Origin of the sequence: Streptomyces abikoensis, assembly GCF_014648775.1 — a bacterium.
GTDB lineage: Bacteria > Actinomycetota > Actinomycetes > Streptomycetales > Streptomycetaceae > Streptomyces > Streptomyces abikoensis.
In genome coordinates this window covers 860258-886130 of the sequence record NZ_BMRT01000001.1, presented here as the reverse complement: position 1 = coordinate 886130, position 25873 = coordinate 860258, and the positions used below count along the sequence as shown (strand labels likewise).

Below are 25873 nucleotides of genomic sequence, written 5' to 3'. Positions count from 1 at the left end.
TCAAGCATGAGAGAAGGCTTTGCCATGCAGATCGCCATCCTGCTTTATCCCGGTTTCACCGCACTTGACGCCGTGGGCCCGTACGACACCCTCAGCCGCCTCCCGGGCGCGGAGACCGTCTTCGTGGCCGAGCGGCCCGGCCCGGTGCCCAACGAGAGCGGCAACCTCACGCTCGTCGCCGAGCGCTCCCTCGCGGACGTGCCCCGCCCCGACATCGTCGTCGTCCCCGGCGGTCCGGACCGGTTCCTGCCGCTCGATCCCGGCCCCGTGCGGGACTGGCTGACGGCCGTGGACCGCCACACGACCTGGACGACGTCGGTGTGCACCGGCTCCGTGATCCTGGCCTCCGCCGGGCTGCTGACGGGCCGCCCGGCCACCTCGCACTGGCTCCACCTGGAGCAGCTGCGCTCCCTGGGCGCCGAGCCGACGGGACAGCGGGTCGTCTTCGACGGCAAGTACGTCACCGCCGCCGGGGTCTCCTCGGGCATCGACATGGGCCTCGCCCTCCTCGGCCGGATCGCGGGCGACCGGACGGCCCAGACCGTCCAGCTGATGATCGAGTACGACCCGCAGCCGCCGTACGACGCGGGCTCGCCGGAGAAGGCCCCCGCCGACATCGTCGCGGAGTGGCGCGCGGCGTACGTCCCGCGCTAGGCCGACAGGCCCCGTAAGGGGCGCGGGGAACTGCGCGACAAGCCCCCACCGGCCTGCTGTTGGATACGGTGCGAGGGCAGTCGGGCCGCTGCGGGCCGTCCGTGGCTGATCGCGCAGTTCCCCGCGCCCCTATGGGGGCACCCAGAGCGGGGTGCTCAGACCGTCCAGTCGAAGAGCGGCGCCCGCCGTTCCAGGAACGCGGCGACACCCTCGGCGGTGTCGCCGCTGCCGCGTTCCCGCGCGGCCCAGTGGGCCACGCGGTCCGCCGTGACCGGGGACGAGGCGAACTCCTTGGCCGCCGCCTGCGTCAGCTGCGAACGCGCCGCCAGCGTCGCCGCGAACTCCGCCACCCTGCCGTCGAGCGCGTCCGCCGGCCACACCTCGTCCACCAGCCCGGTGCGCAGGGCCCGCTCGGTGTCGATCAGCTCGGCGGAGAACAACAAGTACTTGGCGGTCGCCGGGCCCACCAGCTCCACCAGCCGCCGCGTGGTGGACGCCGGGTAGACGATGCCCAGCCGCGCAGGGGTGACCCCGAAGGACGCCCCTTCCGCAGCGAAGCGCAGGTCGCAGGCGACCGCGAGCTGGCAGCCGCCGCCGACGCAGTGGCCGCGCACGGCCGCGATCGTCGGCTTGGGGAACGCCGCCAGCGCCTCCTCCGCCGCCACCGCCAGATCCCGCGAGCCCACGCCGCCGTCGGCGGCCAGCGTGGCGATGTCCGCGCCCGCGCAGAACGTCCCGCCCTCGCCGGTCAGCACCAGCACCCGGACCGCCGGGTCGGCGGCGCAGCGCGCGAGGAGCCCGGGCAGGTCCTTCCACATCCCGGTGGTCATGGCGTTCCGTTTGGCGGGGTTGACGATCCGGACGGTGGCGACGGGTCCGTCGATCACAAGCTGCAGTGCGGGCTCCATGGGCGGATGCTAACCGGGACCAGGAAGTCATGATCAAACAGTCTGCGGGGCGACAGCCGCGTGCGGGATCGGTCGAACCCCGCCGGAATCCGTCGATAGCGATGACTTCTGGTCAGCTCACCGGAGCGGACGCCAAGGTTCCCAACACTCGGCACAGGTGGTCGGGCCACGGCGAGGGGTGGGTTACGGAGATGGAGATGTGCGGGGGACGCCTGCCCGGGCCGGGGCGGGCGGCCGTGCCCCGCAAGCCCGCCGAGTACGACGGGAGCTGGCGCTGGACGGCTCCCGCGCTCGACCGGTCCGTCCCCGCGGCCCGGAGCGCCGTCCGCGAGCTGATCCGGCGCCGCGCGGTGCCGCTGCGCGAGGACCAGCTGTACGGGCTGCTGCTCATCGTCTCCGAGCTGGTCACCAACGCCGTGCGGCACGCGGCGCTGCTCTCCCCGGAGGTGGCCGTGGAGGTCTCCGTGGGCCCGGAGTGGGTCCGGGTGGCCGTCGAGGACAACCACCCGTACCGCCCCGCGCCCATGGAGGCGTGCCCGGAGGACGAGCCGCGCACCGGCGGCCGGGGCCTGCTGCTGGTGCAGGCGACGGTGGAGGAGGCCGGCGGCTGCTACGACGTCGAGCACACCGCCGGCGGCGGCAAGGTGGTCTGGGCCGCCCTGCCGCTGCGCTCCCGGCCTACCAGCCCGCGGCGTCCCCGGTGACCTCGCGGATCGCCGGGCGGGCGGCGTCCAGCACGGTCATGAACCACGCCGAGAAGGGGTACTTCTCGCGCAGCGCGTCGAGCTCGGCGGGGGTGACGAACGCGGTCTCCGCGATCTCCGTCGGGTCCGGGTCCGGCAGGGCCGTGACGGTACCCACGAACAGGTGGTTGTACTCCTGCTCGACCAGGCCCGAGGCCGGGTCCGGGTGGTTGTAGCGGACGGTCCCGGCCTCGCGCATCAGCGCGGGCGCCAGGCCGAGCTCCTCACCGGTGCGGCGGGCGGCGGCGACGAAGGGCGGCTCGGCCGGGTAGGGGTGGCCGCAGCAGGTGTTCGACCACACGCCGGGGGAGTGGTATTTCTCCAGCGCCCGGCGCTGGAGCAGCAGCCGGCCCGCGTCGTCGAAGAGAAAGACCGAGAAGGCCCGGTGGAGCCTGCCGGGGGCGATGTGGGCGGAGACCTTCTCGGCGGTGCCGATGGTTCTGCCGTCCTCGTCGACCAGCTCCAGCATGATCGGTTCGGCGGCGTCGGCGGCCTCGGGGCGCCGGTCCGAGTCGGCGGAGCGGCCCTTGGCAGATGTGATCGGCATTGACCATCCTCATTGTCGGTCTTCCACCTTCAAGTCTGCCGTACGGAATGCCCACGACCACGGCGGACGATTCATCGGGGCCCGGTGGCATCAGTGGCAGAGGCCGGCCTCGTGCTCGGCGTGCCCGCCGGGCTCCAGCTGAAAGGTGCAGTGCTCCACGGCGAAGTGTTCGCCGAGGCAGTCTTGAAGGTCGTGCAACATCTTCTCCTGCCCCGCCGAGTCCAGCGCGCCGGGGTCCACCACCACGTGCGCCGACAGCACAGGCATCCCCGATGTGATCGTCCACATGTGGAGGTCGTGGAGGCCCCGCACGCCGGGCAGGGCCAGGATGTGCGCCCGGACCTCGTCCATGTCGACGTTCCTCGGCGCCGCCTCCAGCAGCACGTCCAGCGCCTCGCGCAGCAGCTTCACCGTGCGCGGCACGATCATCAGGCCGATCAGCAGCGAGGCGACCGGGTCCGCCCGGGTCCAGCCCGTCGCCATGATCACCAGCGCGGAGACCACCACGGCCAGCGAGCCCAGCGCGTCCGAGAGGACCTCCAGGAACGCGCCCCGCACGTTCAGGCTCTCCTTGCTGCCCCGGATCAGCAGGGCCAGCGAGACGCCGTTGGCGACCACACCGACCAGGCCGAAGACGACCGTCCGCGCGCCCGGCACCGGCGCGGGCTCCGCCAGCCGCTCGACGGCCTCGATCAGGACGTAGCCGCCGACGCCGAGCAGCAGCACGCAGTTCAGCAGGGCGGCGAGGATCTCGGCCCGGGCGTAGCCCCAGGTGCGTCTGCCGGAGGCCGGGCGGGCGGCGAAACGGATCGCCAGGAGGGCCATGAAGACCCCGACCGCGTCCGTGGCCATGTGGCCCGCCTCGGCGAACAGCGCGAGCGAACCGGTCAGCGCGCTGCCCGCCGCGTAGGCCAGCAGGACGGTCAGGGTGATGCCCAGCGCGATCCGCAGCCGCCCCTTGTGGGCGGCCGCGGCCGTGCCGGTCGCACCGGGCGGGCGTCCCCCGTGCGAGTGGCCGTGGTGGTGACCCGCTCCCATGCCCGCCGCCTTCCGAAGCCGTCGCCGCCGCCCGGCCGGCGCGCACCCGCCGGCCGGGCCCAGTCAACTACGGGCGGGGGCGGGATCGCGGGGATCAGGCGCGGCGCGCCTCGGGGTGGTGGAGGCACCAGCCCTCCCAGGCGGAGGCGACCATGTCGCGGAGGCCGTGGCGGGCGCTCCAGCCCAGCTCCTTCGCGATCAGCTCGTTGGAGGCCACGACACGCGCCGGATCACCCGGACGGCGCGGCGCCGTCTCGGGCGTCAGCTCCGGGCGCCCGGTGATCTCGCCGATCAGGTCGGCCATCTCCCGCACGGACACCCCGAACCCGGTGCCGACGTTCAGCGTCAGGTCGCCCGCGCCCGGCCGCTCGGCCAGCCGGCGGGCGGCGGCGAGGTGGGCGGTCGCCAGGTCCTCGATGTGGATGTAGTCACGGACGCAGGTGCCGTCGGGGGTGGCGTAGTCGTCGCCGAAGATCAGCGGCCGCTCGCCCCGGGTAACGCGGTCGAACATCATCGGGATGATGTTGAAGACGCCGGTGTCGGCCAGCTCCGGGCGGGCCGCGCCCGCCACGTTGAAGTAGCGCAGGCACGCCGTGGCGATGCCGTGCGCGGCGCCCGTCGCCCGGACGAGCCACTCCCCGGCGAGCTTGGTCTCGCCGTACGGGTTGATCGGCAGACAGGGCGTCCGCTCGGTGACCAGGTCCACGTCGGGCATGCCGTAGACGGCCGCCGAGGACGAGAAGACGAAGCTGCGGATCCCGGCCGCGACCACGGCCTCCAGCAGCACGGTCAGCCCGTGGACGTTCTCCCGGTAGTACAGCAGGGGCTTCTCGACCGACTCCCCGACCTGCTTCTTCGCCGCCAGGTGCACCACTCCCGTCACACCGAGACCGGTGAGCGTGCGGTCGAGCAGCTCTCGGTCCAGCACCGAGCCCCGCACCAGCGGGACCGACTCCGGCAGCCGGCCGCTCACGCCCGAGGACAGGTCGTCCAGGACGGCCACCCGCTCCCCGGCCTCCGTCATCGCCCGCGCCACATGCGCCCCGATGTACCCAGCTCCGCCTGTGATCAGCCACGTCATGACGGCACCCTATTCCAGCCATCCGACGGGAAACGTTTCGTCCGTCCGTGGGAACCGCCCGGACGTCCGGGACGTCCCTGTAGGGGCCGGTTCCCGGGCGGTCGCCCGGGCCGGGAACGCCCGGGTGCACGTGCGGTGAACTCGGCCTTCCGGTGATCCGATAGCCTCTGCCGTCGTGTGCCGTGCGCCGCCCCGCAGACCGGGGCCCGGCGCGGTACGCCAGCCGCCCGCCGCGTCCCGCGGCCGCATGGCGGCCACGCCAGCCGCAAGGAGTGAGTTCGTCTGTCGACCGCCATCCTCACCGGTCCGCCGCCCGCCGGCTCCTCGCTCGAGGACGACCTGCGGGCGCTCGGCTTCGACGTGCGCACCGCGACCGGTGCCGCGGGCGCGGCCGGGGAGCTCGCCGCGGTCCCGGCCGCCGAGCGGGTCGCCGTCGTCGACCCCCGCTTCACGGGACACGTCCACGCCCTGCGCCTGGCCCTGACCGACCCCCGCTTCCCGGCGGGCGCCGTCCCCGGAGCCCTGGCCGTCCAGGCGGAGGCCCGCCAGGCGCTGGCGCTGGCGCTCACCGAGCAGACCGCCACCGGCCCGACACCGGCCGGGGCCACCCCGACCACCCCCGCCGCCGAGCCCGGCGTGAGGCCCGTCACGCCGGCATCGGCCGAGGGCGCCGACACGGCCGTCCCGGACGCCGGCCGCCCGGGCACCGAGCCCGGCGTGAAGCCCGTCGAGCCGGGCGAGGCCCCGGCCATGGGTGAGCCGCTCCCCGACGTCCTCGCCGCCCGGCTGGAAGCCGCCGGCGTCCCCGTGCACCGGCCCGAGCTGGGTGTGCTCGTCGCCGCCGTGCCCGGGGACGAGGAGACGCGCGCCAAGACGCTCGCCGAGACCGCCGCCGTCGACGACGAGGCCGTGCGGCTGCGCGCCGCCGTGAAGTCACGCGACGGCTTCTTCACGACCTTCTGCGTCAGCCCGTACTCCCGGTACATCGCCCGCTGGTGCGCCCGCCGCGGCCTCACCCCCAATCAGGTGACGACCGCCTCCCTGCTGACCGCGCTGATCGCGGCCGGCTGCGCGGCCACCGGCACCCGGACCGGGTTCGTCGCGGCCGGCGTGCTGCTGATCGCCTCGTTCGTGCTGGACTGCACCGACGGCCAGCTCGCCCGCTACTCGCTGCAGTACTCGACGCTCGGCGCCTGGCTCGACGCGACCTTCGACCGGGCCAAGGAGTACGCCTACTACGCCGGCCTGGCGCTCGGCGCCGCCCGCGGCGGCGACGACGTCTGGGCCCTCGCGCTCGGCGCCATGGTCCTCCAGACCTGCCGGCACGTCGTCGACTTCGCCTTCAACGAGGCCAACCACGACGCCACCGCCAACACCAGCCCCACCGCCGCCCTCTCCGGCAGGCTCGACAGCGTCGGCTGGACCGTCTGGGCCCGGCGCATGATCATCCTGCCCATCGGCGAGCGCTGGGCGCTGATAGCGCTGCTCACGGCGCTCACCACCCCCCGGGTGACCTTCGTCGTGCTGCTGATCGGCTGCGCCTTCGCCGCCTGCTACACCACCGCCGGCCGGGTGCTGCGCTCGCTCACCCGCAAGGCCGAGCGGACCGACCGCGCCGCCCGGGCGCTGGCCGACCTCACCGACTCCGGCCCCGTGGCCGAGGCCGCGAGCCGCGTCGTCGGCCGGCTCGTGCCCGGCGGCTCGTACAGCGCCCCCTACTGGGCGCTGCTCGCCGCCGTGGCCCTGTTCGTCTGGCCGCTGGCCGCCGGCACCCTGGGCACCTGGCAGGGCCTGGCCCCGGCCGCGGTGTACGCGCTGCTCGCGGGCGTCGCCGTGGCGCACGCCCTCAAGGGGCCGCTCGACTGGCTGCTCCCCGCCGTCTTCCGGGCCACCGAGTACGGGATCGTCCTGCTGCTCGCCGCCCGCTCGGACGCCCCCGGCGCCCTGCCCGCGGCATTCGGGCTGGTCGCCGCGGTCGCCTACCATCACTACGACACGGTGTACCGCATCCGCGGCGGCACCGGCGCGCCCCCGCACTGGCTCGTACGGGCCATCGGCGGGCACGAGGGACGCGTGCTGGCGGTCACCGCCGCCGCCTCCCTGTGGCACGGCCGAGGCTTCACCATCGCGCTGACGGTCCTGGCGGCCGCCATCGCGCTCGTGGTGCTCAGCGAGAGCATCCGGTTCTGGGTGTCCTCCGGGGCGCCCGCAGTCCACGACGAAACAGGAGAACCCGCATGATCGGCCTCGTGCTGGCCGCCGGCGCCGGACGGCGTCTGCGCCCCTACACCGACACGCTGCCCAAGGCGCTGGTGCCGGTGGGCCCCGCAGGGGATGAGGAGTCGCTCACCGTTCTCGACCTGACCCTCGGCAACTTCGCCGAGGTCGGCCTGACCGAGGTCGCGATCGTCGTCGGCTACCGCAAGGAGGCCGTGTACGCGCGCAAGGAGGCCCTGGAGGCCAAGTACGGCCTCACCCTCACCCTGATCGACAACGACAAGGCCGAGGAGTGGAACAACGCCTACTCCCTGTGGTGCGCCCGTGACGTGCTCGGCCGCGGTGTGATCCTCGCCAACGGCGACACCGTCCACCCCGTCTCCGTCGAGAAGACCCTGCTCGCCGCGCGCGGCGACGGCAAGCGGATCATCCTCGCCCTGGACACGGTGAAGAACCTCGCCGACGAGGAGATGAAGGTCGTCGTGGAGCCCGGCAAGGGCGTCCAGAAGATCACCAAGCTGATGGAGCCCGCCGACGCCACCGGCGAGTACATCGGCGTCACCCTCATCGAGGCCGATGCCGCCGCCGAGCTGGCCGACGCCCTGAAGGCCACCTTCGAGCGCGACCCCGACCTGTACTACGAGGACGGCTACCAGGAGCTCGTCCACCGCGGCTTCACCATCGACACGGCCCCCATCGGCGAAGTGAAGTGGGTCGAGATCGACAACCACGACGACCTCGCCAAGGGCCGGGAGATCGCGTGCCAGTACTGACGAGGCTCATCCCCTCGCCGGTCGTCGTCGACATCCGCGCCGGAGCGCTGGACAACCTGGCCGGGCTCCTCCACGACCAGCGGATCTCCAGCTCCGGCAAGCTGGCCGTCGCCATCAGCGGCGGCTCCGGGGCGCAGCTGCGCGAGCGGCTCGCCCCGGCGCTGCCCGGCGCCTCCTGGTACGAGGTGGGCGGCGGCACCCTCGACGACGCCGTCCGGCTCGGCGACCGCATGAAGAAGGGGCGCTACGACGCGGTCGTGGGCCTCGGCGGCGGGAAGATCATCGACTGCGCCAAGTACGCGGCCGCCCGCATAGGGCTTCCGCTGGTCGCCGTGGCCACCAACCTCTCGCACGACGGGCTCTGCTCGCCGGTCGCCACCCTCGACAACGACGCGGGCCGCGGCTCCTACGGCGTGCCCAACCCGATCGCCGTCGTCATCGACCTGGACATCATCCGCGAGGCCCCCTCGCGCTACGTCCGCTCCGGGATCGGCGACGCGATCTCCAACATCTCCGCCGTCGCCGACTGGGAGCTCGCCCACCGCGAGCGCGGCGAGGACATCGACGGGCTGGCCGCCGCCATGGCCCGGCAGGCCGGCGAGGCCGTGCTGCGCCACCCCGGCGGCGTCGGCGACGACGCCTTCCTCCAGGTGCTGGCCGAGGGCCTGGTGCTCACCGGCATCTCGATGTCCGTCGCGGGCGACAGCCGGCCGGCCTCCGGGGCCTGCCACGAGATCAACCACGCCTTCGACCTCCTCTTCCCCAGGCGCGCCGCCAGCCACGGCGAGCAGTGCGGCCTCGGGGCAGCCTTCGCGATGCACCTGCGCGGTGCCCACCAGGAATCCGCGCTCATGGTCGAGGTGCTGCGCCGCCACGGTCTGCCCGTGCTGCCGGGCGACATCGGCTTCACCGACGACGAGTTCGTCTCGGTCGTCGCGTACGCGCCGCAGACCCGCCCCGGGAGGTACACCATCCTGGAGCACCTCGACCTCTCCACCGATCAGATCAGGGACGCGTACGCCGACTATGCACAAACCATCAGTCGCTGAACTCCGCCCGGTCGTCCACCCCGCGGGGGTGAAGGACCGGCGCAGTGGCGAGCACTGGATGGGCCGCCTGTACATGCGGGAGATCTCGCTGCGGGTCGACCGCCATCTGGTGAACACCAGGGTCACGCCCAACCAGCTCACCTACCTGATGACCGTGGCGGGCGTCCTCGCGGCCCCGGCGCTGCTGGTGCCGGGGATCTGGGGCGCCGTCCTCGGTGTCGTCATGGTGCAGCTCTACCTGCTGCTGGACTGCGTCGACGGCGAGATCGCCCGCTGGAAGAAGCAGTACTCGAACTCCGGGGTGTACCTGGACCGGGTCGGCGCCTATCTGTGCGACGCCGCGGTCCTGGTCGGCCTGGGCCTGCGCGCCGCCGACCTGTGGGGGAGCGGCCGGATCGACTGGCTGTGGGCCTTCCTCGGCACCCTCGCCGCGCTCGGCGCCGTGCTGATCAAGGCCGAGACGGACCTCGTCGGCGTCGCCCGCCACCAGGCCGGGCTGCCGCCGGTCAAGGAGTCCGCGGCCGAGCCGCGCTCCTCCAAGGTGGCGCTGGCCCGCAAGGCCGCCGCCGCCCTGAAGTTCCACCGGCTGATCCTCGGCATCGAGGCGTCCCTGCTGATCCTCGTCCTCGCGATCGCGGACGCGGCCCACGGCGACCTGTTCTTCACCCGTCTGGGCACCGCCGTCCTCGCGGGCATCGCGCTGCTGCAGACGGTGTTGCACCTGGTGTCCATCCTGGCGTCGAGCAGGCTGAAATGAGCGATACGAGCATGAAGGTCGGCGCGGTCGTCCTGACCATGGGCAACCGCCCCGACGAACTGCGCGCCCTGCTGGAGTCCGTCGCCAAGCAGACCGGCGACCCCATCGAGGTCGTCGTCGTCGGCAACGGCTCCCCGCTGCCCGAGCTGTCCGTGCCGGGCCTGGCCGTGCGCACCGTCGAGCTGCCCGAGAACGTGGGCATCCCGGCCGGCCGCAATGTCGGCATCGAGGCCTTCGGCCCCGCCGGGCGGGACGTCGACATCCTGCTCTTCCTGGACGACGACGGGCACCTGCCGAACCAGGACACGGCCCAGCTGTGCCGGGAGGCGTTCGCCGCCGACCCGGAGCTGGGCATCATCAGCTTCCGGATCGCGGATCCGGACACCGGTGTCACCCAGCGCCGCCACGTGCCCCGGCTGCGGGCGTCCGACCCGATGCGCTCCTCGCGCGTGACGACCTTCCTGGGCGGCGCCAACGCGGCGCGCACCCGGGTCTTCGCCGACGTCGGCGGGCTGCCGGACGAGTTCTTCTACGCCCACGAGGAGACCGACCTGGCCTGGCGGGCCCTGGACGCGGGCTGGATGATCGACTACCGGTCGGACATGGTCCTCCACCACCCGACGACCGCCCCGAGCCGCCATGCCGTTTATCACAGGATGGTGGCCCGCAACCGGGTCTGGCTGGCCCGCCGCAATCTGCCCGCGCCGCTGGTCCCCGTCTACGTCGGGGTCTGGCTGCTGCTGACCCTGGCCCGGCGGCCCTCCCTGCCCGCGCTGCGCGCGTGGCTGGGCGGCTTCCGGGAGGGCTGGACGACCCCGTGCGGGCCACGGCGCCCGATGAAGTGGCGTACCGTGTGGCGCCTGACCCGACTGGGTCGTCCCCCCGTGATCTGACAAGCTCGTATCCGAGAGTCGTGTCGAAGAGCATCGGGCGCGCACCGGGGCCGGGCCCCGGGAGCGCGCCTTGAGGACGAAAGTGTCAACTGTGAGCGAGACAACGCACGACAGTGCGGTCGCCCTGACTGTGCCGTCGTCACCCGACGACGGGCTGCCCGCCGCCGAGCTGGCCCGCAAGTACGGCCTCGCGGTGAGCGGCGCCCGGCCGTCCCTGGCCGAGTACGCGCGGCAGCTGTGGGAGCGGCGCCACTTCATCGTCGCCTTCTCCCGGGCGAAGCTGACCGCTCAGTACAGCCAGGCCAAGCTGGGCCAGGTCTGGCAGGTGGCCACGCCGCTGCTGAACGCCGTCGTGTACTACTTCATCTTCGGCGTGATGATGGACCAGAAGCGGAGCCTGCCGACGAACACGTACATCCCGTTCCTGGTGACGGGTGTGTTCGTCTTCACCTTCACCCAGAGCTCGGCGATGGCGGGTGTCCGGGCGATCGCGGGCAACCTGGGCCTGGTCCGGGCCCTCCACTTCCCCCGGGCGGCCCTGCCGATCTCCTTCGCGCTCCAGCAGCTCCAGCAGCTGCTGTACTCGATGGTCGTGCTGGCCCTCGTCCTGGTCGCCTGCGGGCACATGCCGTCGATGGCCTGGCTGATGATCGTCCCGGTGCTGGCGCTGCAGTTCCTCTTCAACACCGGACTGGCGCTGATCCTGGCCCGCGCGGGCAGCAAGACCCCCGACCTGGCCCAGCTGCTGCCGTTCCTGCTGCGCACCTGGATGTACGCCTCGGGCGTGATGTACAGCCTGGTCGACAACCTCAAGCGGACCCACGCGTCCCAGTGGGTGATCGATCTGCTGGGTGCCAACCCGGCGGCCGTCTACATCGACCTGATGCGCTACGCGCTGATCGACGACTACGGGGCGAAGCACCTGCCGCCGCATGTATGGCTGCTGGCGGTCGGCTGGGCCGTGGTGATCGGCGTCGGCGGCTTCGTCTACTTCTGGAAGGCTGAGGAGAAGTACGGCCGTGGCTGAGCAGATCATTCCCCAGGGCGCCGAGCGCGTCCCCACCGTGATCGCGGAGGACGTCCACATCGTCTACCGCGTCTACGGCGGCAACACCGGCCGGGGCAGTGCCACGGCCGCCCTGAACCGGATCGTCCGCCGGCAGCCGAGCGCCGGGGCGCGGGAGGTGCACGCGGTCAAGGGTGTGAGCTTCACCGCCTACCGGGGCCAGGCCATCGGCCTGATCGGCTCCAACGGCTCGGGCAAGTCGACCCTGCTCAAGGCGATCGCCGGGCTGCTGCCCACCGAGCGCGGCAAGGTCTACACCGACGGCCAGCCCTCGCTGCTGGGCGTCAACGCCGCCCTGATGAACGACCTCACCGGCGAGAAGAACGTGATGCTCGGCGGGCTGGCGATGGGCATGTCCCGGGAGCAGATCCGCGAGCGCTACCAGGACATCGTCGACTTCTCGGGGATCAACGAGAAGGGCGACTTCATCACCCTGCCGATGCGCACCTACTCGTCCGGCATGGCGGCGCGGCTGCGGTTCTCCATCGCGGCCGCCAAGGACCACGACGTGCTGATGATCGACGAGGCGCTGGCCACGGGCGACCGGGCCTTCCAGAAGCGCTCCGAGGAGCGCATCCGCGAGCTCCGCAAGGAGGCCGGCACGGTGTTCCTGGTCAGCCACAACAACAAGTCCATCCGGGACACGTGCGACCGGGTGCTGTGGCTGGAGCGCGGGGAACTGCTGATGGACGGCCCCACGGACGAGGTCGTCCGGGCCTACGAGAAGGAAACGGCCCGCTGACGCGGATGTGATGTGCGAGGCCCCCGCCGCGCTGTCGCGGCGGGGGCCTTGACCGTTCCGTGACGATCAACTGGCTTATTGTCAGGGCTGATTGGGTGCTCGCGTGGCATTGTATGGATCAAGCACATACCCCGGCGAGCGTCGGACACCTGTGCGGCGTACGCTGTAGCCTGCTCTTTTGCGGCTGTTTTGGCCCGGGCGTGGCGATACACGCGGACGGTCCCGCCGCCGGGGTCGCGAGGAAGCGGCCCGGAGGGAGGCCAGGGGCACGGCCCGCCCTGCGGCGTGTCCGAAATAGGATGTTCTGGGTCGGCAGTGTAGAACGGGAGATGTGACGGCAATGGTTACGGGAACTCTCCAGATCAGAGACGCGTACGCCGTCCCCGGTCCGGGCAGCCCGCGATGACCGCGGGGACGGACGCGCACGCGCGCGCCGTGCTCGACAAGGCCGCGCACGAGAACTTCCCCGTGGCGCCCTTCTTCGTGCCGCGCTCCTGGCGTGCCGATCTCATGGCGGTCTACGGCTACGCCCGCCTCGTCGACGACATCGGCGACGGCGACCTGGCCCCCGGCGGCCGCGACGCCGAGCTTCTCGGCCTGGACCGCGAGCAGACCGACGACCGCCTCGCCATGCTGGACGCCTTCGAGGCCGACCTCCGGCGCGTCTTCGACACCACCGGCACGGGCCCGCGCCACCCGCTGCTGCTCCGCCTGCGTCCGACCGTCCGCCGGTGCGGTCTGACCCCCGAGCCCTTCCTGGGCCTGATCGAGGCCAACCGCCAGGACCAGCGCGTCCGCCGCTACGGGACCTACGCCGACCTGCTCGCCTACTGCGAGCTGTCCGCCAATCCCGTCGGCCGCCTCGTCCTGGGCATCACCGGCACCACCAGCCCCGAGCGGGTCCGCCGCTCGGACGCGGTCTGCACCGCCCTGCAGATCGTCGAACACCTACAGGACGTCGCCGAGGACCTCCGGCGCGACCGCGTCTACCTGCCCGCCGAGGACATGGCGCGCTTCCGCGTCACGGAGGCCGACCTCGCCCTCCCGACCGCTGGCGCGTCGGTGCGCGCCCTGGTCGCGTACGAGGCGGAACGCGCCCGGCGCCTGCTGAATGAAGGCACCCCCCTGGTGGGTAGCGTCCACGGCAGGCTGAAGCTGTTGCTCGCGGGATTCGTGGGCGGAGGGAGGGCCGCACTCGCCGCGGTCACCGCCGCGGGGCACGACGTTCTCCCCGGACCGCCCAAGCCCACCAAGCTCAGCCTGCTGCGCGAGGTGGGGGCGACACTGCGAAGAGAGGGGTGAGCCGGGACGTGACTGGAACGCCACAGACGTCGCCGCCGGTACTCGCCGCGTACAGCTACTGCGAAGCCGTCACCGGACAGCAGGCCGGCAATTTCAGCTATGGGATCAGACTGCTGCCCACCGCCAAACGGCGGGCCATGTCGGCGCTGTACGCCTTCTCCCGGCGCATAGACGACATCGGTGACGGCACCCTGGACCCCGAGTCCAAGCGGCTCCGGCTGGAGGACGCCCGCACCACGCTCGACCGGATCCGCGCCGGCGACATCGACGAGGACGACACCGACCCGGTGGCCGTCGCGCTCGCCCATGCCGTGCGCCGCTTCCCCATCCCCATCGGCGGCCTCGACGAGCTCATCGACGGCGTCCAGATGGACGTCCGCGGCGAGACCTACGAGACCTGGGACGAGCTCGCCCACTACTGCCGCTGCGTCGCCGGCGCCATCGGACGGCTCTCCCTGGGCATCTTCGGCACCGTGCCCGGCGCACGGGACGCCGCACGCGCCCCGGAGTACGCCGACACGCTGGGCCTGGCGCTCCAGCTCACCAACATCCTCCGCGACGTCCGCGAGGACGCGGCCAACGGCCGCACCTACCTGCCCTCCGAAGACCTCGCCAAGTTCGGCTGCTCGGCCGGATTCCACTCCGCCCTGCCCCCGGCCGGCGCGGACTTCACCGGCCTGGTCCACTTCGAGGTCCGGCGCGCCCGCGCGCTGTTCGCCGAGGGCATGAAGCTGCTCCCCATGCTCGACCGGCGCAGCGGCGCCTGCGTCGCGGCCATGTCCGGCATCTACCGCCGGCTGCTGGAACGCATCGCCGAGGAGCCCACGGCGGTGCTGCGCGGCCGCGTCTCCCTGCCGGGCCACGAGAAGGCCCTCGTCGCCGTCCGCGGACTCTCCGGGTACGACGCGCGCAGCGTCCACCGGCAGACCGCCAGGGGGCGCGTTTGATGACCCGCGCCCGCGCCACGACGACCCGCGCCGGCCGGACGCCCGGTGCGGCGGTCCGCCTTCGCACCGGAAAACGGTGCGCAACCCTCCGCCCGGCGGACGCGTCCCTGACAGCAGCCGAGGGGATGGGCGCATGACAGAACGAACGACAACCCGGCCCGACCGGCTCCGCACGGACCAAGCAGGCCGCCCCGACGGGGCGGCCGCGGTAGTGATCGGGGGCGGACTCGCGGGCGTCACGGCGGCCCTGGAACTCGCCGCCGCGGGCCTTCGCGTCACCCTGCTGGAGGGCCGGCCCCGCCTGGGCGGGCTCGCCTTCTCCTTCCGCCGCGGCGAGCTGACCGTCGACAACGGCCAGCACGTCTACCTGCGCTGCTGCACCGCCTACCGGTGGTTCCTCGACCGGATCGGCGGCGCCCACCTGGCCCCCGTCCAGGACCGGCTCGACGTGCCCGTCCTGGACGTCGGCCACCCCTCCGGCAGGCCCCGCCTCGGCCGGCTGCGCCGCGCCGCCCTGCCCGTCCCCCTCCATCTGGCCGCCAGCCTCGCCACCTACCCCCACCTCTCGCTCGCCGAGCGCGCCTCGGTCGGGAGGGCCGCGCTGGCGCTGCGCGCCCTCGACCTGGCCGACCCCGCCCTGGACGGCACCGACTTCGGCACCTGGCTGCGCCGCCGCGGCCAGTCGCCCCGGACGGTCGAGGCCCTGTGGGACCTGGTGGGCGTGGCCACCCTCAACGCCACCGCCGAGCACTCCTCGCTGGCCCTGGCCGCCATGGTCTTCAAGACCGGCCTGCTCTCCGAGCCCGGCGCCGCCGACATCGGCTGGGCCCGGGTGCCGCTGGGCGAGCTCCACGACACGATGGCCCGCGCCGCGCTGGACGCCGCCGGCGTCCGCGTCGCGCTGCGCACCCGCGCCACCCGGATCGCCCGCCCGGCCGGCGGCGGCTGGCAGGTCGACGTCGAGGCCGGGCCGGGCAAGGGCGAGCGGCTGGAGGCCGACACGGTCGTCCTGGCCGTGCCCCAGCGCGAGGCCCACGCGCTGCTGCCCGAGGGCGCCCTCGACGAACCCGACCGGCTGCTGGCCATCGACACCGCGCCGATCCTCAACCTCCACGTCGTCTACGACCGCAAGGTCCTGCGGCAGCCCTTCTTCACCGCGCTCGGCAGCCCGGTGCAGTGGGTCTTCGACCGCACCGACTCCTCCGGGCTCGCCGCCCGGGACCAGGCCGCGCAGTACCTGGCCGTGTCCCAGTCCGCCGCGCAGGACGACATCGACCGGCCGGTCGCCGAGCTGCGCGAGCGCTACCTCCCCGAGCTGGCCCGGCTGCTGCCGGCCGCCCGGACGGCACGGGTGACGGACTTCTTCGTCACCCGCGAGCGGACGGCGACGTTCGCCCCCACCCCGGGCGTCGGCCGGCTCCGGCCCGACGCCCCCACGAACGCGCCCGGCCTCTACCTGGCCGGTGCGTGGACCGCCACCGGCTGGCCCGCGACCATGGAGAGCGCGGTGCGCAGCGGCCTCGCCGCCGCCGGCGCGGCCCTCTCCGGGCTCGGCCTGCCCCACCGGAGCCCCCTGCGGGAGGCGGCGGTATGAACCAGCGAGCCCTCACAGCGCGCGTACCCGCGAGCGGGACGCGCATGAGCACGACCACCACCAGAGGAGAGACCGTGACATCGGCGATCCCAGCTGTCGACACCGCGGGCGTGCGCGCCCTGCTGGAGCGCGGACGGACGCTTGCCACGCCGGTGCTGCGTGCCGCCGTGGACAGGCTCGCGGCACCCATGGACACCGTGGCCGCCTATCACTTCGGCTGGATCGACATCGACGGCAAGCCCGCCCACGGCGACCCGGGCAAGGCCGTGCGGCCCGCCCTCGCCCTGCTGTCGGCCGAGGCCGCCGGTGCCCCCGCCGAGACCGGCATCCCCGGCGCGGTCGCCGTGGAGCTCGTCCACAACTTCTCGTTGCTGCACGACGACCTGATGGACGGCGACGAGCAGCGCCGCCACCGCGACACCGTCTGGAAGGCGTACGGCCCGGCCCAGGCGATCCTCGCCGGCGACGCGCTCTTCGCGCTCGCCAACGAGGTCCTGCTGGAGCTCGGCACGGTGGAGGCCGGCCGGGCCACCCGCCGGCTCACCACCGCCACCCGCAAGCTCATCGACGGGCAGGCCCAGGACATCTCCTACGAGCACCGCGAGCGCGTCACCGTCGCGGAGTGCCTGGAGATGGAGGGCAACAAGACCGGCGCGCTGCTGGCCTGCGCGGTGTCCATCGGCGCGGTCCTCGGCGGCGCCGACGACCGTACGGCCGACACCCTGGAGGCCTACGGCTACCACCTCGGCCTCGCCTTCCAGGCCGTCGACGACCTGCTGGGCATCTGGGGCGACCCGGAGACCACGGGCAAGCAGACCTGGAGCGACCTGCGGCAGCGCAAGAAGTCCCTGCCCGTGGTCGCCGCCCTCGCGGCCGGCGGTCCCGCCTCCGAGCGGCTCGCCGGGATCCTCGCCGCCGACGCGGGGCTCACCGACGCGCAGCTCGCCGACTTCGACGAGGAGGAGTTCGCCTCCCGCGCGGCGCTGATCGAGGAGGCGGGCGGCCGCGAGTGGACCGAGCAGGAGGCCCGCCGCCAGCACGCCACCGCCATCGAGGCCCTCGATGGCGTGGACATGCCCGCGGAGGTCCGCGCCCAGCTCGTCGGGCTCGCCGATTTCGTCGTCGTGCGGAAGAGTTGATCGCTATCGGCGCGAAGTAGTCCCGCGGTCGCCGGCCGGTGCCTCGTGTGTGCGGCACCGGCTGACGGAACCCCCCGAAGTACGGCAGTCACAGCAGTACGGCAGAGAAGGAACTCACTGCATTAGGGGAAACCATGACAGCGACGACCGACGGCACCGGGGAGTCACCGCTCCCCGAGGCCGAGGCCGGCCACAGCACCACCGTTCCGGCGCCCGCCACGGCGGCCCCCGGAGCGCCGAAGACGCGTGAAGCCGCGGCGCGGGCCGTCACCCTCGCCACGGAACACCTGCTGGCCCGCCAGGACGCGGCCGGCTGGTGGAAGGGCGACCTGGAGACCAACGTCACCATGGACGCCGAGGACCTGCTGTTGCGCCGGTTCCTGGGCGTCGACGACGAGCGGACCACGGCCGCCGCGGCCCGCTTCATCCGCTCCCGGCAGCGCCCCGACGGCACCTGGGCCACCTTCCACGGCGGCCCCGCCGAGCTCTCCGCCACCGTCGAGGCCTACACCGCCCTCCGCCTCGCCGGGGACGCCCCCGACGCCCCCCACATGGCCGCCGCCTCCGCCTGGGTCCGCGAACAGGGCGGCGTCGCCGCCACCCGCGTCTTCACCCGGATCTGGCTGGCCCTCTTCGGCTGGTGGCGGTGGGAGGACCTCCCCGAGCTCCCACCCGAGATCATGTACCTGCCGAAGTGGGTGCCCCTCAACCTCTACGACTTCGGCCAGTGGGCCCGGCAGACCATCGTCCCCCTGACCGTCGTCTCCGCCCTGCGGCCCGTGCGGCCCGCGCCCTTCGCCCTCGACGAGCTCCACACCGACCCCCGCCGGCCGGCCCCGCCCCGCCCCCTGGCCCCCGCCACCAGCTGGGACGGCGTCTTCCAGCGCCTGGACAAGGCGCTCCACGTCTACCACCGCCTCCCCGTCGCCCCGCTGCGCAGGGCCGCGCTGCGCTCGGCGGCCCGCTGGATCGTCGAGCGCCAGGAGAACGACGGCTGCTGGGGCGGCATCCAGCCCCCCGCCGTCTACTCCGTCATCGCCCTCCACCTGCTGGGCTACGACCTCCGCCACCCGGTGCTGCGCGCCGGGCTCGAATCGCTGGACCGTTTCGCCGTCTGGCACGAGGACGAGGACGGCGCGCCCGTCCGGATGATCGAGGCCTGCCAGTCCCCGGTCTGGGACACCTGCCTGGCCACCACCGCCCTCGCCGACGCGGGCCTGCGCCCCGACCACCCGGCGCTGGTCAAGGCCGCCGACTGGATGCTGGACGAGCAGATCCTGCGCCCCGGCGACTGGACCGTGAAACGGCCGCACCTGGCCCCGGGCGGCTGGGCCTTCGAGTTCGAGAACGACGCCTACCCCGACATCGACGACACCGCCGAGGTCGTGCTCGCCCTCAAACGGGTCCGCCACCCCGACCCCGAGCGGATGGAGAAGGCGATCCGGCGGGCCGCCAACTGGGCGGTGGGCATGCGGTCGAGGAACGGCGCCTGGGGCGCCTTCGACGCCGACAACACCAGCCCGTTCCCCAACCGGCTGCCGTTCTGCGACTTCGGCGAGGTCATCGACCCGCCGTCCGCCGATGTCACCGCCCACGTCGTGGAGATGCTGGCGGTCCTCGGCAAGCAGCACGACCCGCGCGCCCGCCGGGGCGTCGAATGGCTGCTGGGCGAACAGGAGGAGTGCGGCGCCTGGTTCGGCCGCTGGGGCGTCAACTACGTCTACGGCACCGGGTCCGTGGTGCCCGCCCTGGTGGCCTCCGGCATCCCCGTCTCCCACCCGGCGATCCGCCGGGCCGTCGGCTGGCTGCGCGAGGTGCAGAACCCGGACGGCGGCTGGGGCGAGGACCTCCGCTCCTACCGGGACCCCGAATGGATCGGCCGGGGTGCCTCCACCGCCTCCCAGACCGCCTGGGCGCTGATGGCGCTGCTGGCGGCGGGGGAGCGGGAGAGCGAGGTGGTGGAGCGGGGGGTGACCTGGCTGACCGACACCCAGCGGGAGGACGGCTCCTGGGACGAGCCGTACTTCACCGGCACGGGCTTCCCCTGGGACTTCTCCATCAACTACCACCTGTACCGCCAGGTGTTCCCGCTCACCGCCCTCGGCCGCTATCTGCACGGCGAACCCTTCACCGAGACGCCGCTGGAGGGCTGATGACCGCCGGCACGGGTACCCCCGCCCCCGCACCGCTGCTGATCGCCTGCGCGCTCGGCATCGAGCGCCTCGCCCTGCGCGGCGGCCTCGGCGGCGCGGCCGGACCCGTGACCGTCCTGCGCACCGGAATGGGCCCGCAGGCCGCGGAACGCGCCGTGACCCGGGCCCTCGGCGGCGTCCCGCCCGGGCCCGGGGGCGAGACCGCGGTGATCGCCACCGGCTTCTGCGCCGGACTCGCGCCGGGGATGCACCCCGGCGACCTGGTCGTCGCCGACGAGACCCGCGACCCGGCGGGCCGCACGGAGTGCGCCGGCGTGGAGCTGCTGGCCAAGGAGCTCGCCCGGGTGGCGCCCCGGCGCGTCATCCACACCGGGCCGCTGGTCGGCTCCGACCACGTGGTGCGGGGCGCGGAGCGGGGAGCGCTGCACGCCGCCGGGGCGCTGGCGGTGGACATGGAGTCCGCGGCCACGCTCCGAAGCGCCGTGCGGGCCGGTGCCCGCCCCGTTGCGGCCGTAAGAGTGGTCGTGGACGCTCCCGAACATGAACTTGTGCGAATCGGGACCTTGCGGGGTGGAATATCGGCTTTCCGCGTGCTCCGCACCGTCCTGCCGGCTTTTTTCGAATGGCACCGTTCTTTGCTGCTCCCCAGGAGGTGAGCCAGATGGCCATGCCGCTTCGCCAGACCATCCGGGTGGGAACCTATCTCTTCGAACAGAAGCTCCGCCGACGGGAGAAGTTCCCGCTGATCGTCGAGCTGGAGCCGCTCTACGCCTGCAACCTCAAGTGCGAGGGCTGCGGGAAGATCCAGCATCCGGCCGGGGTGCTCAAACAGCGGATGCCCGTCGCCCAGGCGGTCGGCGCGGTGCTGGAGTCGGGCGCGCCGATGGTGTCCATCGCCGGCGGCGAACCCTTGATGCACCCTCAGATCGATGAGATCGTGCGCCAGTTGGTGGCCAGGCGGAAGTACGTCTTCCTGTGCACCAACGCCCTGCTGATGCGGAAGAAGATGGAGAAGTTCACCCCCTCTCCGTACTTCGCCTTCGCCGTGCACATCGACGGGCTGCGCGAGCGCCACGACGAGTCCGTGGCCAAGGAGGGGGTGTTCGACGAGGCGGTGGAGGCGATCAAGGAGGCCAAGCGGCGGGGCTTCCGCGTCACCACCAACTCCACCTTCTTCAACACCGACACCCCGCAGACCATCATCGAGGTGCTCAACTTCCTCAATGACGAGCTGCGCGTCGACGAGATGATGATCTCGCCGGCCTACGCCTACGAGAAGGCCCCCGACCAGGACCACTTCCTGGGCGTCGAGCAGACCCGGGAGCTGTTCAGGAAGGCGTTCGCCGGGGGCAACCGCTCCCGCTGGCGGCTCAACCACAGCCCCCTCTTCCTCGACTTCCTGGAGGGGAAGGTCGACTTCCCCTGCACCGCCTGGGCCATCCCCAACTACTCGCTCTTCGGCTGGCAGCGCCCCTGCTACTTGATGAGCGACGGGTACGTGCCCACCTACCGGGAGCTGATCGAGGAGACCGACTGGGACAAGTACGGCCGCGGCAAGGACCCCCGGTGCGACAACTGCATGGCGCACTGCGGCTACGAGCCCACCGCCGTCCTCGCCACCATGGGCTCGCTCAAGGAGTCGCTGCGCGCGGCCCGCGAGAGCGTCGCCGGAAACCGGGGCTGACCGCGATGACTACCGTGGAGCCCGTCTCCCTCGGGCTGCCCGTACCACCGGCCCGGCCCCTGGCGGTGCGCCGCGCGTCGCGGCGCATCCAGGTGGGCCGGGTGCCGGTGGGCGGTGACGCCCCCGTCTCGGTGCAGTCGATGACGACGACGGTCACGGCCGACGTCGGCGCCACGCTGCAGCAGATCGCCGAGCTGACGGCGGCGGGCTGCCAGATCGTCCGCGTCGCCTGCCCCTCGCAGGACGACGCGGACGCGCTGCCGGTCATCGCCAGGAAGTCGCAGATCCCGGTGATCGCGGACATCCATTTCCAGCCGAAGTACGTCTTCGCCGCCATCGACGCCGGGTGCGCCGCCGTCCGCGTCAACCCCGGCAACATCCGGCAGTTCGACGACAAGGTCAAGGAGATCGCCAAGGCGGCGGCCGCGGCGGGCACCCCGATCCGCATCGGCGTCAACGCCGGGTCCCTGGACAAGCGCCTGCTCCAGAAGTACGGCAAGGCCACCCCGGAGGCCCTGGTGGAGTCGGCGCTGTGGGAGGCGTCGCTCTTCGAGGAGCACGGCTTCCGCGACATCAAGATCTCGGTCAAGCACAACGACCCCGTGGTGATGGTCAACGCCTACCGCCAGCTGGCCGCCCAGTGCGACTACCCGCTGCACCTGGGCGTCACCGAGGCCGGCCCGGCCTTCCAGGGCACCATCAAGTCCGCCGTCGCCTTCGGCGCCCTGCTGGCGGAAGGTATCGGCGACACCATCCGCGTCTCCCTCTCCGCCCCGCCCGTGGAGGAGGTGAAGGTCGGCATCCAGATCCTGCAGTGCCTGGGCCTCCGCCCGCGCCGGCTGGAGATCGTCTCCTGCCCGTCCTGCGGCCGCGCCCAGGTCGACGTCTACAAGCTGGCCGAGGAGGTCACGGCCGGCCTGGAGGGCATGGAAGTACCGCTGCGCGTCGCCGTCATGGGCTGTGTCGTCAACGGGCCCGGCGAGGCCCGCGAGGCCGACCTGGGGGTGGCGTCCGGCAACGGCAAGGGCCAGATCTTCGTGAAGGGCGAGGTCATCAAGACCGTCCCCGAGTCGAAGATCGTGGAGACCCTCATCGACGAGGCCATGAAGCTCGCCGAACGGATGGAGAAGGACGGCGCCCGCTCGGGCACGCCGGCCGTCACCGTCCTCTGATGAAACCGGCGGAGTCCGATCACCCGGCCCGGCACCGCCGGGCCGACGACAGGAGGAGGGGGCCGACGTGTCGTTGCTGGAGAACATCCGCGGTCCACGCGACCTGAAGGCACTGGACGGCGAGGAGCTCACCGACCTCGCCGAGGAGATCCGCCACTTCCTGGTCCATGCCGTGGCCAGGACCGGCGGCCACCTCGGGCCGAACCTCGGCGTGGTCGAGCTGACCATCGCCCTGCACCGGTCCTTCGACTCGCCCTCGGACCGCATCCTGTGGGACACCGGGCACCAGTCCTACGTCCACAAACTGCTCACCGGCCGCCAGGACTTCTCCAAGCTGCGCGGCAAGGGCGGCCTGTCCGGCTACCCCTCGCGCGAGGAGTCCGAGCACGACGTCATCGAGAACAGCCACGCCTCGACCGTCCTCGGCTGGGCCGACGGCCTCGCCAAGGCCAACCAGGTCCTCGGCCGCTGGAACGACCACGTCGTCGCCGTCATCGGCGACGGCGCCCTCACCGGCGGCATGGCCTGGGAGGCCCTCAACAACATCGCGGCCGCCAAGGACCGCCCGCTCGTCATCGTCGTCAACGACAACGAACGCTCCTACGCCCCCACCATCGGCGGCCTCGCCGACCACCTGGCCACCCTGCGCACCACCGACGGCTACGAGCGCGCCCTGTCCTGGGGCAAGGACGCCATCCAGGGCCTGCCGCTGCTCGGCAAACCGCTGTACGAGTCGCTGCACGGGGCGAAGAAGGGCTTCAAGGACGCCTTCGCCCCCCAGGGCATGTTCGAGGACCTGGGCCTGAAGTACCTCGGCCCGATAGACGGCCACGACATCGCGGCCGTCGAGTCGGCGCTGCGCCGCGCCAAACGCTTCCACGGGCCCGTCCTCGTGCACTGCCGCACGGAGAAGGGGCGCGGCTACCAGCCCGCCCTGCGGGACGAGGCGGACCGCTTCCACACGGTGGGCGCGATGAACCCGCTCACCTGCGAGCCCCTCGCCCCGGCGGCCGGGCGGTCGTGGACGTCGGTCTTCGGCGACGAGATGGTGCGGATCGGCGCCGAGCGGCCCGACGTCGTCGCGATCACGGCGGCGATGCTCCACCCCGTGGGCCTGACCCAGTTCGCGGCGGCCTACCCGGACCGGGTCTGGGACGTGGGCATCGCCGAGCAGCACGGCGCGGTGTCGGCGGCGGGCCTGGCCACGGGCGGCCTCCACCCGGTCTTCGCCGTCTACGCGACCTTCCTCAACCGCGCCTTCGACCAGGTGCTGATGGACGTCGCCCTCCACAAGTGCGGGGTGACGTTCGTCCTGGACCGGGCCGGGGTCACCGGCACCGACGGGCCGTCCCACAACGGCATGTGGGACATGTCCATCCTCCAGGTCGTCCCCGGGCTGCGGATCGCCGCCCCGCGCGACGCCGACCAACTGCGGGCCCAGCTGCGCGAGGCCGTCGAGGTCGACGACGCCCCCACCGTCATCCGCTTCCCCAAGGAGAACGTGGGCGAGGCCATCCCGGCCGTCGGCCGGACCGGCGGCATGGACGTGCTCGCCCGGCCGGCGGACACCGACGGGGCCGACGTGCTGCTGGTCGCGGTCGGCGCAATGGCCCGGGTGGCGCTGGACGCGGCCGACCTGCTGGGCGCCCGGGGCACGAGCTGCACCGTCGTCGACCCGCGCTGGGTCAAGCCCGTCGACCCGGCACTGCCGCCGCTCGCCGCCCGCCACCGCGTGATCGCCGTCGTCGAGGACAACAGCCGCACCGGCGGGGTCGGCTGGGCCGTGGCCCAGGCGCTCCGCGACGCCGACGTCGACCTGCCCGTACGGACCTTCGGCATCCCCGAGCAGTTCCTGCCCCACGCCAAGCGCTCGGAGGTGCTGGCGGACGTGGGACTCACCCCCGCCGAGATCGCCGGTCGGATCAGCGCCGTACTCACGAGGAGCGAGGAGTCCGCCAAGGGTACGGCCGCCAAGGACAAGGAGACGAGCAAGGCATGACCGCCGACGGCACCGAGAGATTCGACCTGACCCGGCTGCTGGCCGAGCGCGGCGGCGAACGCTACGACCTCCACGCCCGCCACCTCAACCACCAGTTGCCGCGCATGCTCCGCACCATCGGCTTCGACAAGGTCTACGAGCGGGCGGAGGGCGCGTACTTCTGGGACGCCGAGGGACGGGACTACCTCGACATGCTCGCCGGCTTCGGCGTGATGGGCCTGGGCCGGCACCACCCCGTGGTCCGCAAGGCGCTCCACGACGTCCTGGACGCCTCGCTCGCCGACCTCACCCGCTTCGACTGCCCGCCGCTGCCCGGCCTGCTCGCCGAGCGGCTGCTGTCGTACACCCCGTACCTGGACCGGGTGTTCTTCGGCAACAGCGGCACCGAGGCCGTGGAGACCGCCCTGAAGTTCGCCCGGTACGCCACCGGCAGACCACGCGTGCTGTACTGCGCCCACGCCTTCCACGGCCTGACCGTCGGCTCCCTGTCCGTCAACGGCGAGGCCGGCTTCCGGGACGGCTTCGCGCCCCTGCTCCCGGACACCCCGGTCCCGCTCGGCGACCTGGACGCCCTGGAACGGGAGCTGCGGCGCGGCGACGTGGCGGGCCTGATCGTCGAGCCCGTCCAGGGCAAGGGCGTCCACGAGGCCCCGCCCGGCTACCTCCGCGCCGCGCAGGACCTCCTCCACCGCCACAAGGCCCTCCTCATCGCGGACGAGGTGCAGACCGGCATCGGGCGCACGGGCGCCTTCTACGCCCATCAGCACGAGAGCGGGGTGGAGCCGGACCTGGTGTGCGTGGCGAAGGCGCTCTCGGGCGGCTACGTCCCGGTGGGTGCCACGCTCGGCAAGGACTGGATCTTCAAGAAGGTCTACTCGTCCATGGACCGTGTCCTCGTCCACTCCGCCAGCTTCGGCTCCAACGCGCAGGCCATGGCCGCCGGCCTGGCGGTCCTGGCCGTCATGGAGGACGAGGGGATCGTCGCCAACGCCCGCACCACGGGCGAACTCCTGCGCTCCCGCCTCGCGGCGCTCGTCGACAAGTACGAGCTGCTGCACGACGTGCGCGGCCGCGGCCTGATGATCGGCATCGAGTTCGGCCGCCCCAGGTCACTGGGCCTGCGCGGCCGCTGGACGATGCTCCAGGCGGCCCGCAAGGGCCTCTTCGCCCAGATGGTCGTGGTGCCGCTGCTCCAGAAGCACCGCATCCTCACCCAGGTCTCGGGGGACGAGGTGGAGGTGATCAAACTGATCCCCCCGCTGATCATCGGCGAACGCGAGGTGGACCGTTTCGTGGCAGCCTTCACGGCGGTCATGGACGAAGCCCACAACGGCGGCAGCCTGATGTGGGACTTCGGCAGAAACCTGGTGAAACAAGCTGTCACAAGGTGACGGTGTGGGCAATCGTCCCGCAGG

General features: G+C 72.8%; 23 protein-coding genes. 19 read left to right on the top strand and 4 right to left on the bottom strand.

Features of this window, described 5'->3' with window-relative positions; genetic code table 11:
* The first annotated feature begins 24 nt into the window (after nucleotides 1-24).
* On the top strand, nucleotides 25-654 hold the full coding sequence (locus tag IE096_RS03855; protein WP_189448372.1) for a DJ-1/PfpI family protein: 630 nt from the start codon (nucleotides 25-27) through the stop codon (nucleotides 652-654).
* Nucleotides 655-809: 155 nt separating this feature from the next.
* Here the strand turns inward: IE096_RS03855 and IE096_RS03850 are convergent, their stop codons facing one another.
* Complete coding sequence (locus IE096_RS03850) at nucleotides 810-1562, bottom strand: enoyl-CoA hydratase/isomerase family protein (protein WP_189448370.1); 753 nt, start codon at nucleotides 1560-1562, stop codon at nucleotides 810-812.
* A gap of 191 nt (nucleotides 1563-1753) precedes the next feature.
* Here IE096_RS03850 and IE096_RS03845 point away from each other — a divergent pair, with 191 nt between their 5' ends.
* Entirely contained in the window at nucleotides 1754-2266 is a 513-nt protein-coding gene (locus IE096_RS03845) for an ATP-binding protein (protein WP_189448368.1), read from the top strand.
* On the opposite strand, the gene idi is transcribed toward IE096_RS03845, so the two are convergent.
* The 3 genes from idi to galE all read right to left on the bottom strand — a co-directional run bounded on the left by idi (nucleotide 2241) and on the right by galE (nucleotide 4971).
* Nucleotides 2241-2852: an isopentenyl-diphosphate Delta-isomerase gene (idi, locus tag IE096_RS03840; RefSeq protein WP_189448366.1), complete on the bottom strand. Its 612-nt coding sequence runs from the start codon at nucleotides 2850-2852 to the stop codon at nucleotides 2241-2243. The genes IE096_RS03845 and idi overlap by 26 nt on opposite strands.
* A 90-nt stretch (nucleotides 2853-2942) precedes the next feature.
* A complete protein-coding gene (locus IE096_RS03835; RefSeq protein WP_189448364.1) occupies nucleotides 2943-3890 on the bottom strand; it encodes a cation diffusion facilitator family transporter in 948 nt (315 codons plus the stop codon).
* Nucleotides 3891-3984: 94 nt separating this feature from the next.
* On the bottom strand, nucleotides 3985-4971 hold the full coding sequence (gene galE, locus IE096_RS03830) for a UDP-glucose 4-epimerase GalE (RefSeq protein WP_189448362.1): 987 nt from the start codon (nucleotides 4969-4971) through the stop codon (nucleotides 3985-3987).
* Nucleotides 4972-5331: 360 nt separating this feature from the next.
* Between galE and IE096_RS03825 the strand changes: the two genes are divergently transcribed.
* From IE096_RS03825 to IE096_RS03745, 17 genes are all read left to right on the top strand, one after another.
* Complete coding sequence (locus IE096_RS03825) at nucleotides 5332-7212, top strand: DUF5941 domain-containing protein (protein WP_444544778.1); 1881 nt, start codon at nucleotides 5332-5334, stop codon at nucleotides 7210-7212.
* A complete protein-coding gene (locus tag IE096_RS03820) occupies nucleotides 7209-7961 on the top strand; it encodes a phosphocholine cytidylyltransferase family protein (protein ID WP_189448360.1) in 753 nt (250 codons plus the stop codon). Before IE096_RS03825 ends, IE096_RS03820 begins: the two co-directional genes overlap by 4 nt.
* Entirely contained in the window at nucleotides 7949-9010 is a 1062-nt protein-coding gene (locus IE096_RS03815; protein ID WP_189448358.1) for an iron-containing alcohol dehydrogenase family protein, read from the top strand. The genes IE096_RS03820 and IE096_RS03815 overlap by 13 nt, the downstream gene beginning before the upstream one ends.
* The gene (locus IE096_RS03810) at nucleotides 8988-9767 is read left to right on the top strand and encodes a CDP-alcohol phosphatidyltransferase family protein (RefSeq protein ID WP_189448356.1); all 780 of its coding nucleotides are present in this window, start codon (nucleotides 8988-8990) and stop codon (nucleotides 9765-9767) included. Before IE096_RS03815 ends, IE096_RS03810 begins: the two co-directional genes overlap by 23 nt.
* Nucleotides 9764-10660 (top strand): glycosyltransferase family 2 protein, encoded by an 897-nt coding sequence (locus IE096_RS03805; RefSeq protein WP_189448354.1) that lies wholly within the window; start codon nucleotides 9764-9766, stop codon nucleotides 10658-10660. Before IE096_RS03810 ends, IE096_RS03805 begins: the two co-directional genes overlap by 4 nt.
* A gap of 91 nt (nucleotides 10661-10751) precedes the next feature.
* Nucleotides 10752-11687: an ABC transporter permease gene (locus IE096_RS03800; protein WP_189448353.1), complete on the top strand. Its 936-nt coding sequence runs from the start codon at nucleotides 10752-10754 to the stop codon at nucleotides 11685-11687.
* The gene (locus IE096_RS03795; protein ID WP_229819892.1) at nucleotides 11680-12468 is read left to right on the top strand and encodes an ABC transporter ATP-binding protein; all 789 of its coding nucleotides are present in this window, start codon (nucleotides 11680-11682) and stop codon (nucleotides 12466-12468) included. The genes IE096_RS03800 and IE096_RS03795 overlap by 8 nt, the downstream gene beginning before the upstream one ends.
* A gap of 402 nt (nucleotides 12469-12870) precedes the next feature.
* Complete coding sequence (hpnC, locus tag IE096_RS03790; protein WP_189448351.1) at nucleotides 12871-13770, top strand: squalene synthase HpnC; 900 nt, start codon at nucleotides 12871-12873, stop codon at nucleotides 13768-13770.
* The gene (gene hpnD, locus IE096_RS03785; protein ID WP_126916816.1) at nucleotides 13767-14717 is read left to right on the top strand and encodes a presqualene diphosphate synthase HpnD; all 951 of its coding nucleotides are present in this window, start codon (nucleotides 13767-13769) and stop codon (nucleotides 14715-14717) included. Before hpnC ends, hpnD begins: the two co-directional genes overlap by 4 nt.
* Nucleotides 14718-14850: 133 nt before the next feature.
* The gene (gene hpnE, locus IE096_RS03780) at nucleotides 14851-16311 is read left to right on the top strand and encodes a hydroxysqualene dehydroxylase HpnE (RefSeq protein WP_189448349.1); all 1461 of its coding nucleotides are present in this window, start codon (nucleotides 14851-14853) and stop codon (nucleotides 16309-16311) included.
* Between the two features lie 74 nt (nucleotides 16312-16385).
* A complete protein-coding gene (locus IE096_RS03775) occupies nucleotides 16386-17450 on the top strand; it encodes a polyprenyl synthetase family protein (RefSeq protein WP_373297999.1) in 1065 nt (354 codons plus the stop codon).
* Between the two features lie 134 nt (nucleotides 17451-17584).
* Nucleotides 17585-19603, top strand: a complete 2019-nt coding sequence (gene shc / locus IE096_RS03770; protein ID WP_189448346.1) for a squalene--hopene cyclase — start codon at nucleotides 17585-17587, stop codon at nucleotides 19601-19603.
* Nucleotides 19603-20259 (top strand): phosphorylase family protein, encoded by a 657-nt coding sequence (locus IE096_RS03765; RefSeq protein ID WP_189448344.1) that lies wholly within the window; start codon nucleotides 19603-19605, stop codon nucleotides 20257-20259. The genes shc and IE096_RS03765 overlap by 1 nt, the downstream gene beginning before the upstream one ends.
* Before the next feature lie 5 nt (nucleotides 20260-20264).
* Nucleotides 20265-21287 carry an adenosyl-hopene transferase HpnH gene (gene hpnH / locus IE096_RS03760; RefSeq protein ID WP_189448342.1) on the top strand — a complete coding sequence of 341 codons (1023 nt, stop codon included), beginning with the start codon at nucleotides 20265-20267 and terminating at the stop codon, nucleotides 21285-21287.
* Between the two features lie 5 nt (nucleotides 21288-21292).
* A complete protein-coding gene (ispG, locus tag IE096_RS03755) occupies nucleotides 21293-22459 on the top strand; it encodes a flavodoxin-dependent (E)-4-hydroxy-3-methylbut-2-enyl-diphosphate synthase (protein ID WP_373297998.1) in 1167 nt (388 codons plus the stop codon).
* Nucleotides 22460-22526: 67 nt separating this feature from the next.
* Entirely contained in the window at nucleotides 22527-24458 is a 1932-nt protein-coding gene (gene dxs / locus IE096_RS03750) for a 1-deoxy-D-xylulose-5-phosphate synthase (protein ID WP_189448340.1), read from the top strand.
* Nucleotides 24455-25849, top strand: coding sequence for an aspartate aminotransferase family protein (locus IE096_RS03745; protein ID WP_189448338.1), 1395 nt, complete (start codon nucleotides 24455-24457; stop codon nucleotides 25847-25849). The genes dxs and IE096_RS03745 overlap by 4 nt, the downstream gene beginning before the upstream one ends.
* The last annotated feature ends 24 nt before the right edge of the window (nucleotides 25850-25873 follow it).

What these genes read in the sequence shown, in the direction of transcription:
- IE096_RS03855 (WP_189448372.1), top strand. Translation starts at nt 25, where the DNA reads ATGCAGATCGCCATCCTGCTTTATCCCGGTTTCACCGCACTTGACGCC.
- IE096_RS03850 (WP_189448370.1), bottom strand. Translation starts at nt 1,562, where the DNA reads ATGGAGCCCGCACTGCAGCTTGTGATCGACGGACCCGTCGCCACCGTC.
- IE096_RS03845 (WP_189448368.1), top strand. Translation starts at nt 1,754, where the DNA reads ATGGAGATGTGCGGGGGACGCCTGCCCGGGCCGGGGCGGGCGGCCGTG.
- idi (WP_189448366.1), bottom strand. Translation starts at nt 2,852, where the DNA reads ATGCCGATCACATCTGCCAAGGGCCGCTCCGCCGACTCGGACCGGCGC.
- IE096_RS03835 (WP_189448364.1), bottom strand. Translation starts at nt 3,890, where the DNA reads ATGGGAGCGGGTCACCACCACGGCCACTCGCACGGGGGACGCCCGCCC.
- galE (WP_189448362.1), bottom strand. Translation starts at nt 4,971, where the DNA reads ATGACGTGGCTGATCACAGGCGGAGCTGGGTACATCGGGGCGCATGTG.
- IE096_RS03820 (WP_189448360.1), top strand. Translation starts at nt 7,209, where the DNA reads ATGATCGGCCTCGTGCTGGCCGCCGGCGCCGGACGGCGTCTGCGCCCC.
- IE096_RS03810 (WP_189448356.1), top strand. Translation starts at nt 8,988, where the DNA reads ATGCACAAACCATCAGTCGCTGAACTCCGCCCGGTCGTCCACCCCGCG.
- IE096_RS03805 (WP_189448354.1), top strand. Translation starts at nt 9,764, where the DNA reads ATGAGCGATACGAGCATGAAGGTCGGCGCGGTCGTCCTGACCATGGGC.
- hpnC (WP_189448351.1), top strand. Translation starts at nt 12,871, where the DNA reads ATGACCGCGGGGACGGACGCGCACGCGCGCGCCGTGCTCGACAAGGCC.
- hpnE (WP_189448349.1), top strand. Translation starts at nt 14,851, where the DNA reads ATGACAGAACGAACGACAACCCGGCCCGACCGGCTCCGCACGGACCAA.
- shc (WP_189448346.1), top strand. Translation starts at nt 17,585, where the DNA reads ATGACAGCGACGACCGACGGCACCGGGGAGTCACCGCTCCCCGAGGCC.
- IE096_RS03765 (WP_189448344.1), top strand. Translation starts at nt 19,603, where the DNA reads ATGACCGCCGGCACGGGTACCCCCGCCCCCGCACCGCTGCTGATCGCC.
- hpnH (WP_189448342.1), top strand. Translation starts at nt 20,265, where the DNA reads ATGGCCATGCCGCTTCGCCAGACCATCCGGGTGGGAACCTATCTCTTC.
- ispG (WP_373297998.1), top strand. Translation starts at nt 21,293, where the DNA reads ATGACTACCGTGGAGCCCGTCTCCCTCGGGCTGCCCGTACCACCGGCC.
- IE096_RS03745 (WP_189448338.1), top strand. Translation starts at nt 24,455, where the DNA reads ATGACCGCCGACGGCACCGAGAGATTCGACCTGACCCGGCTGCTGGCC.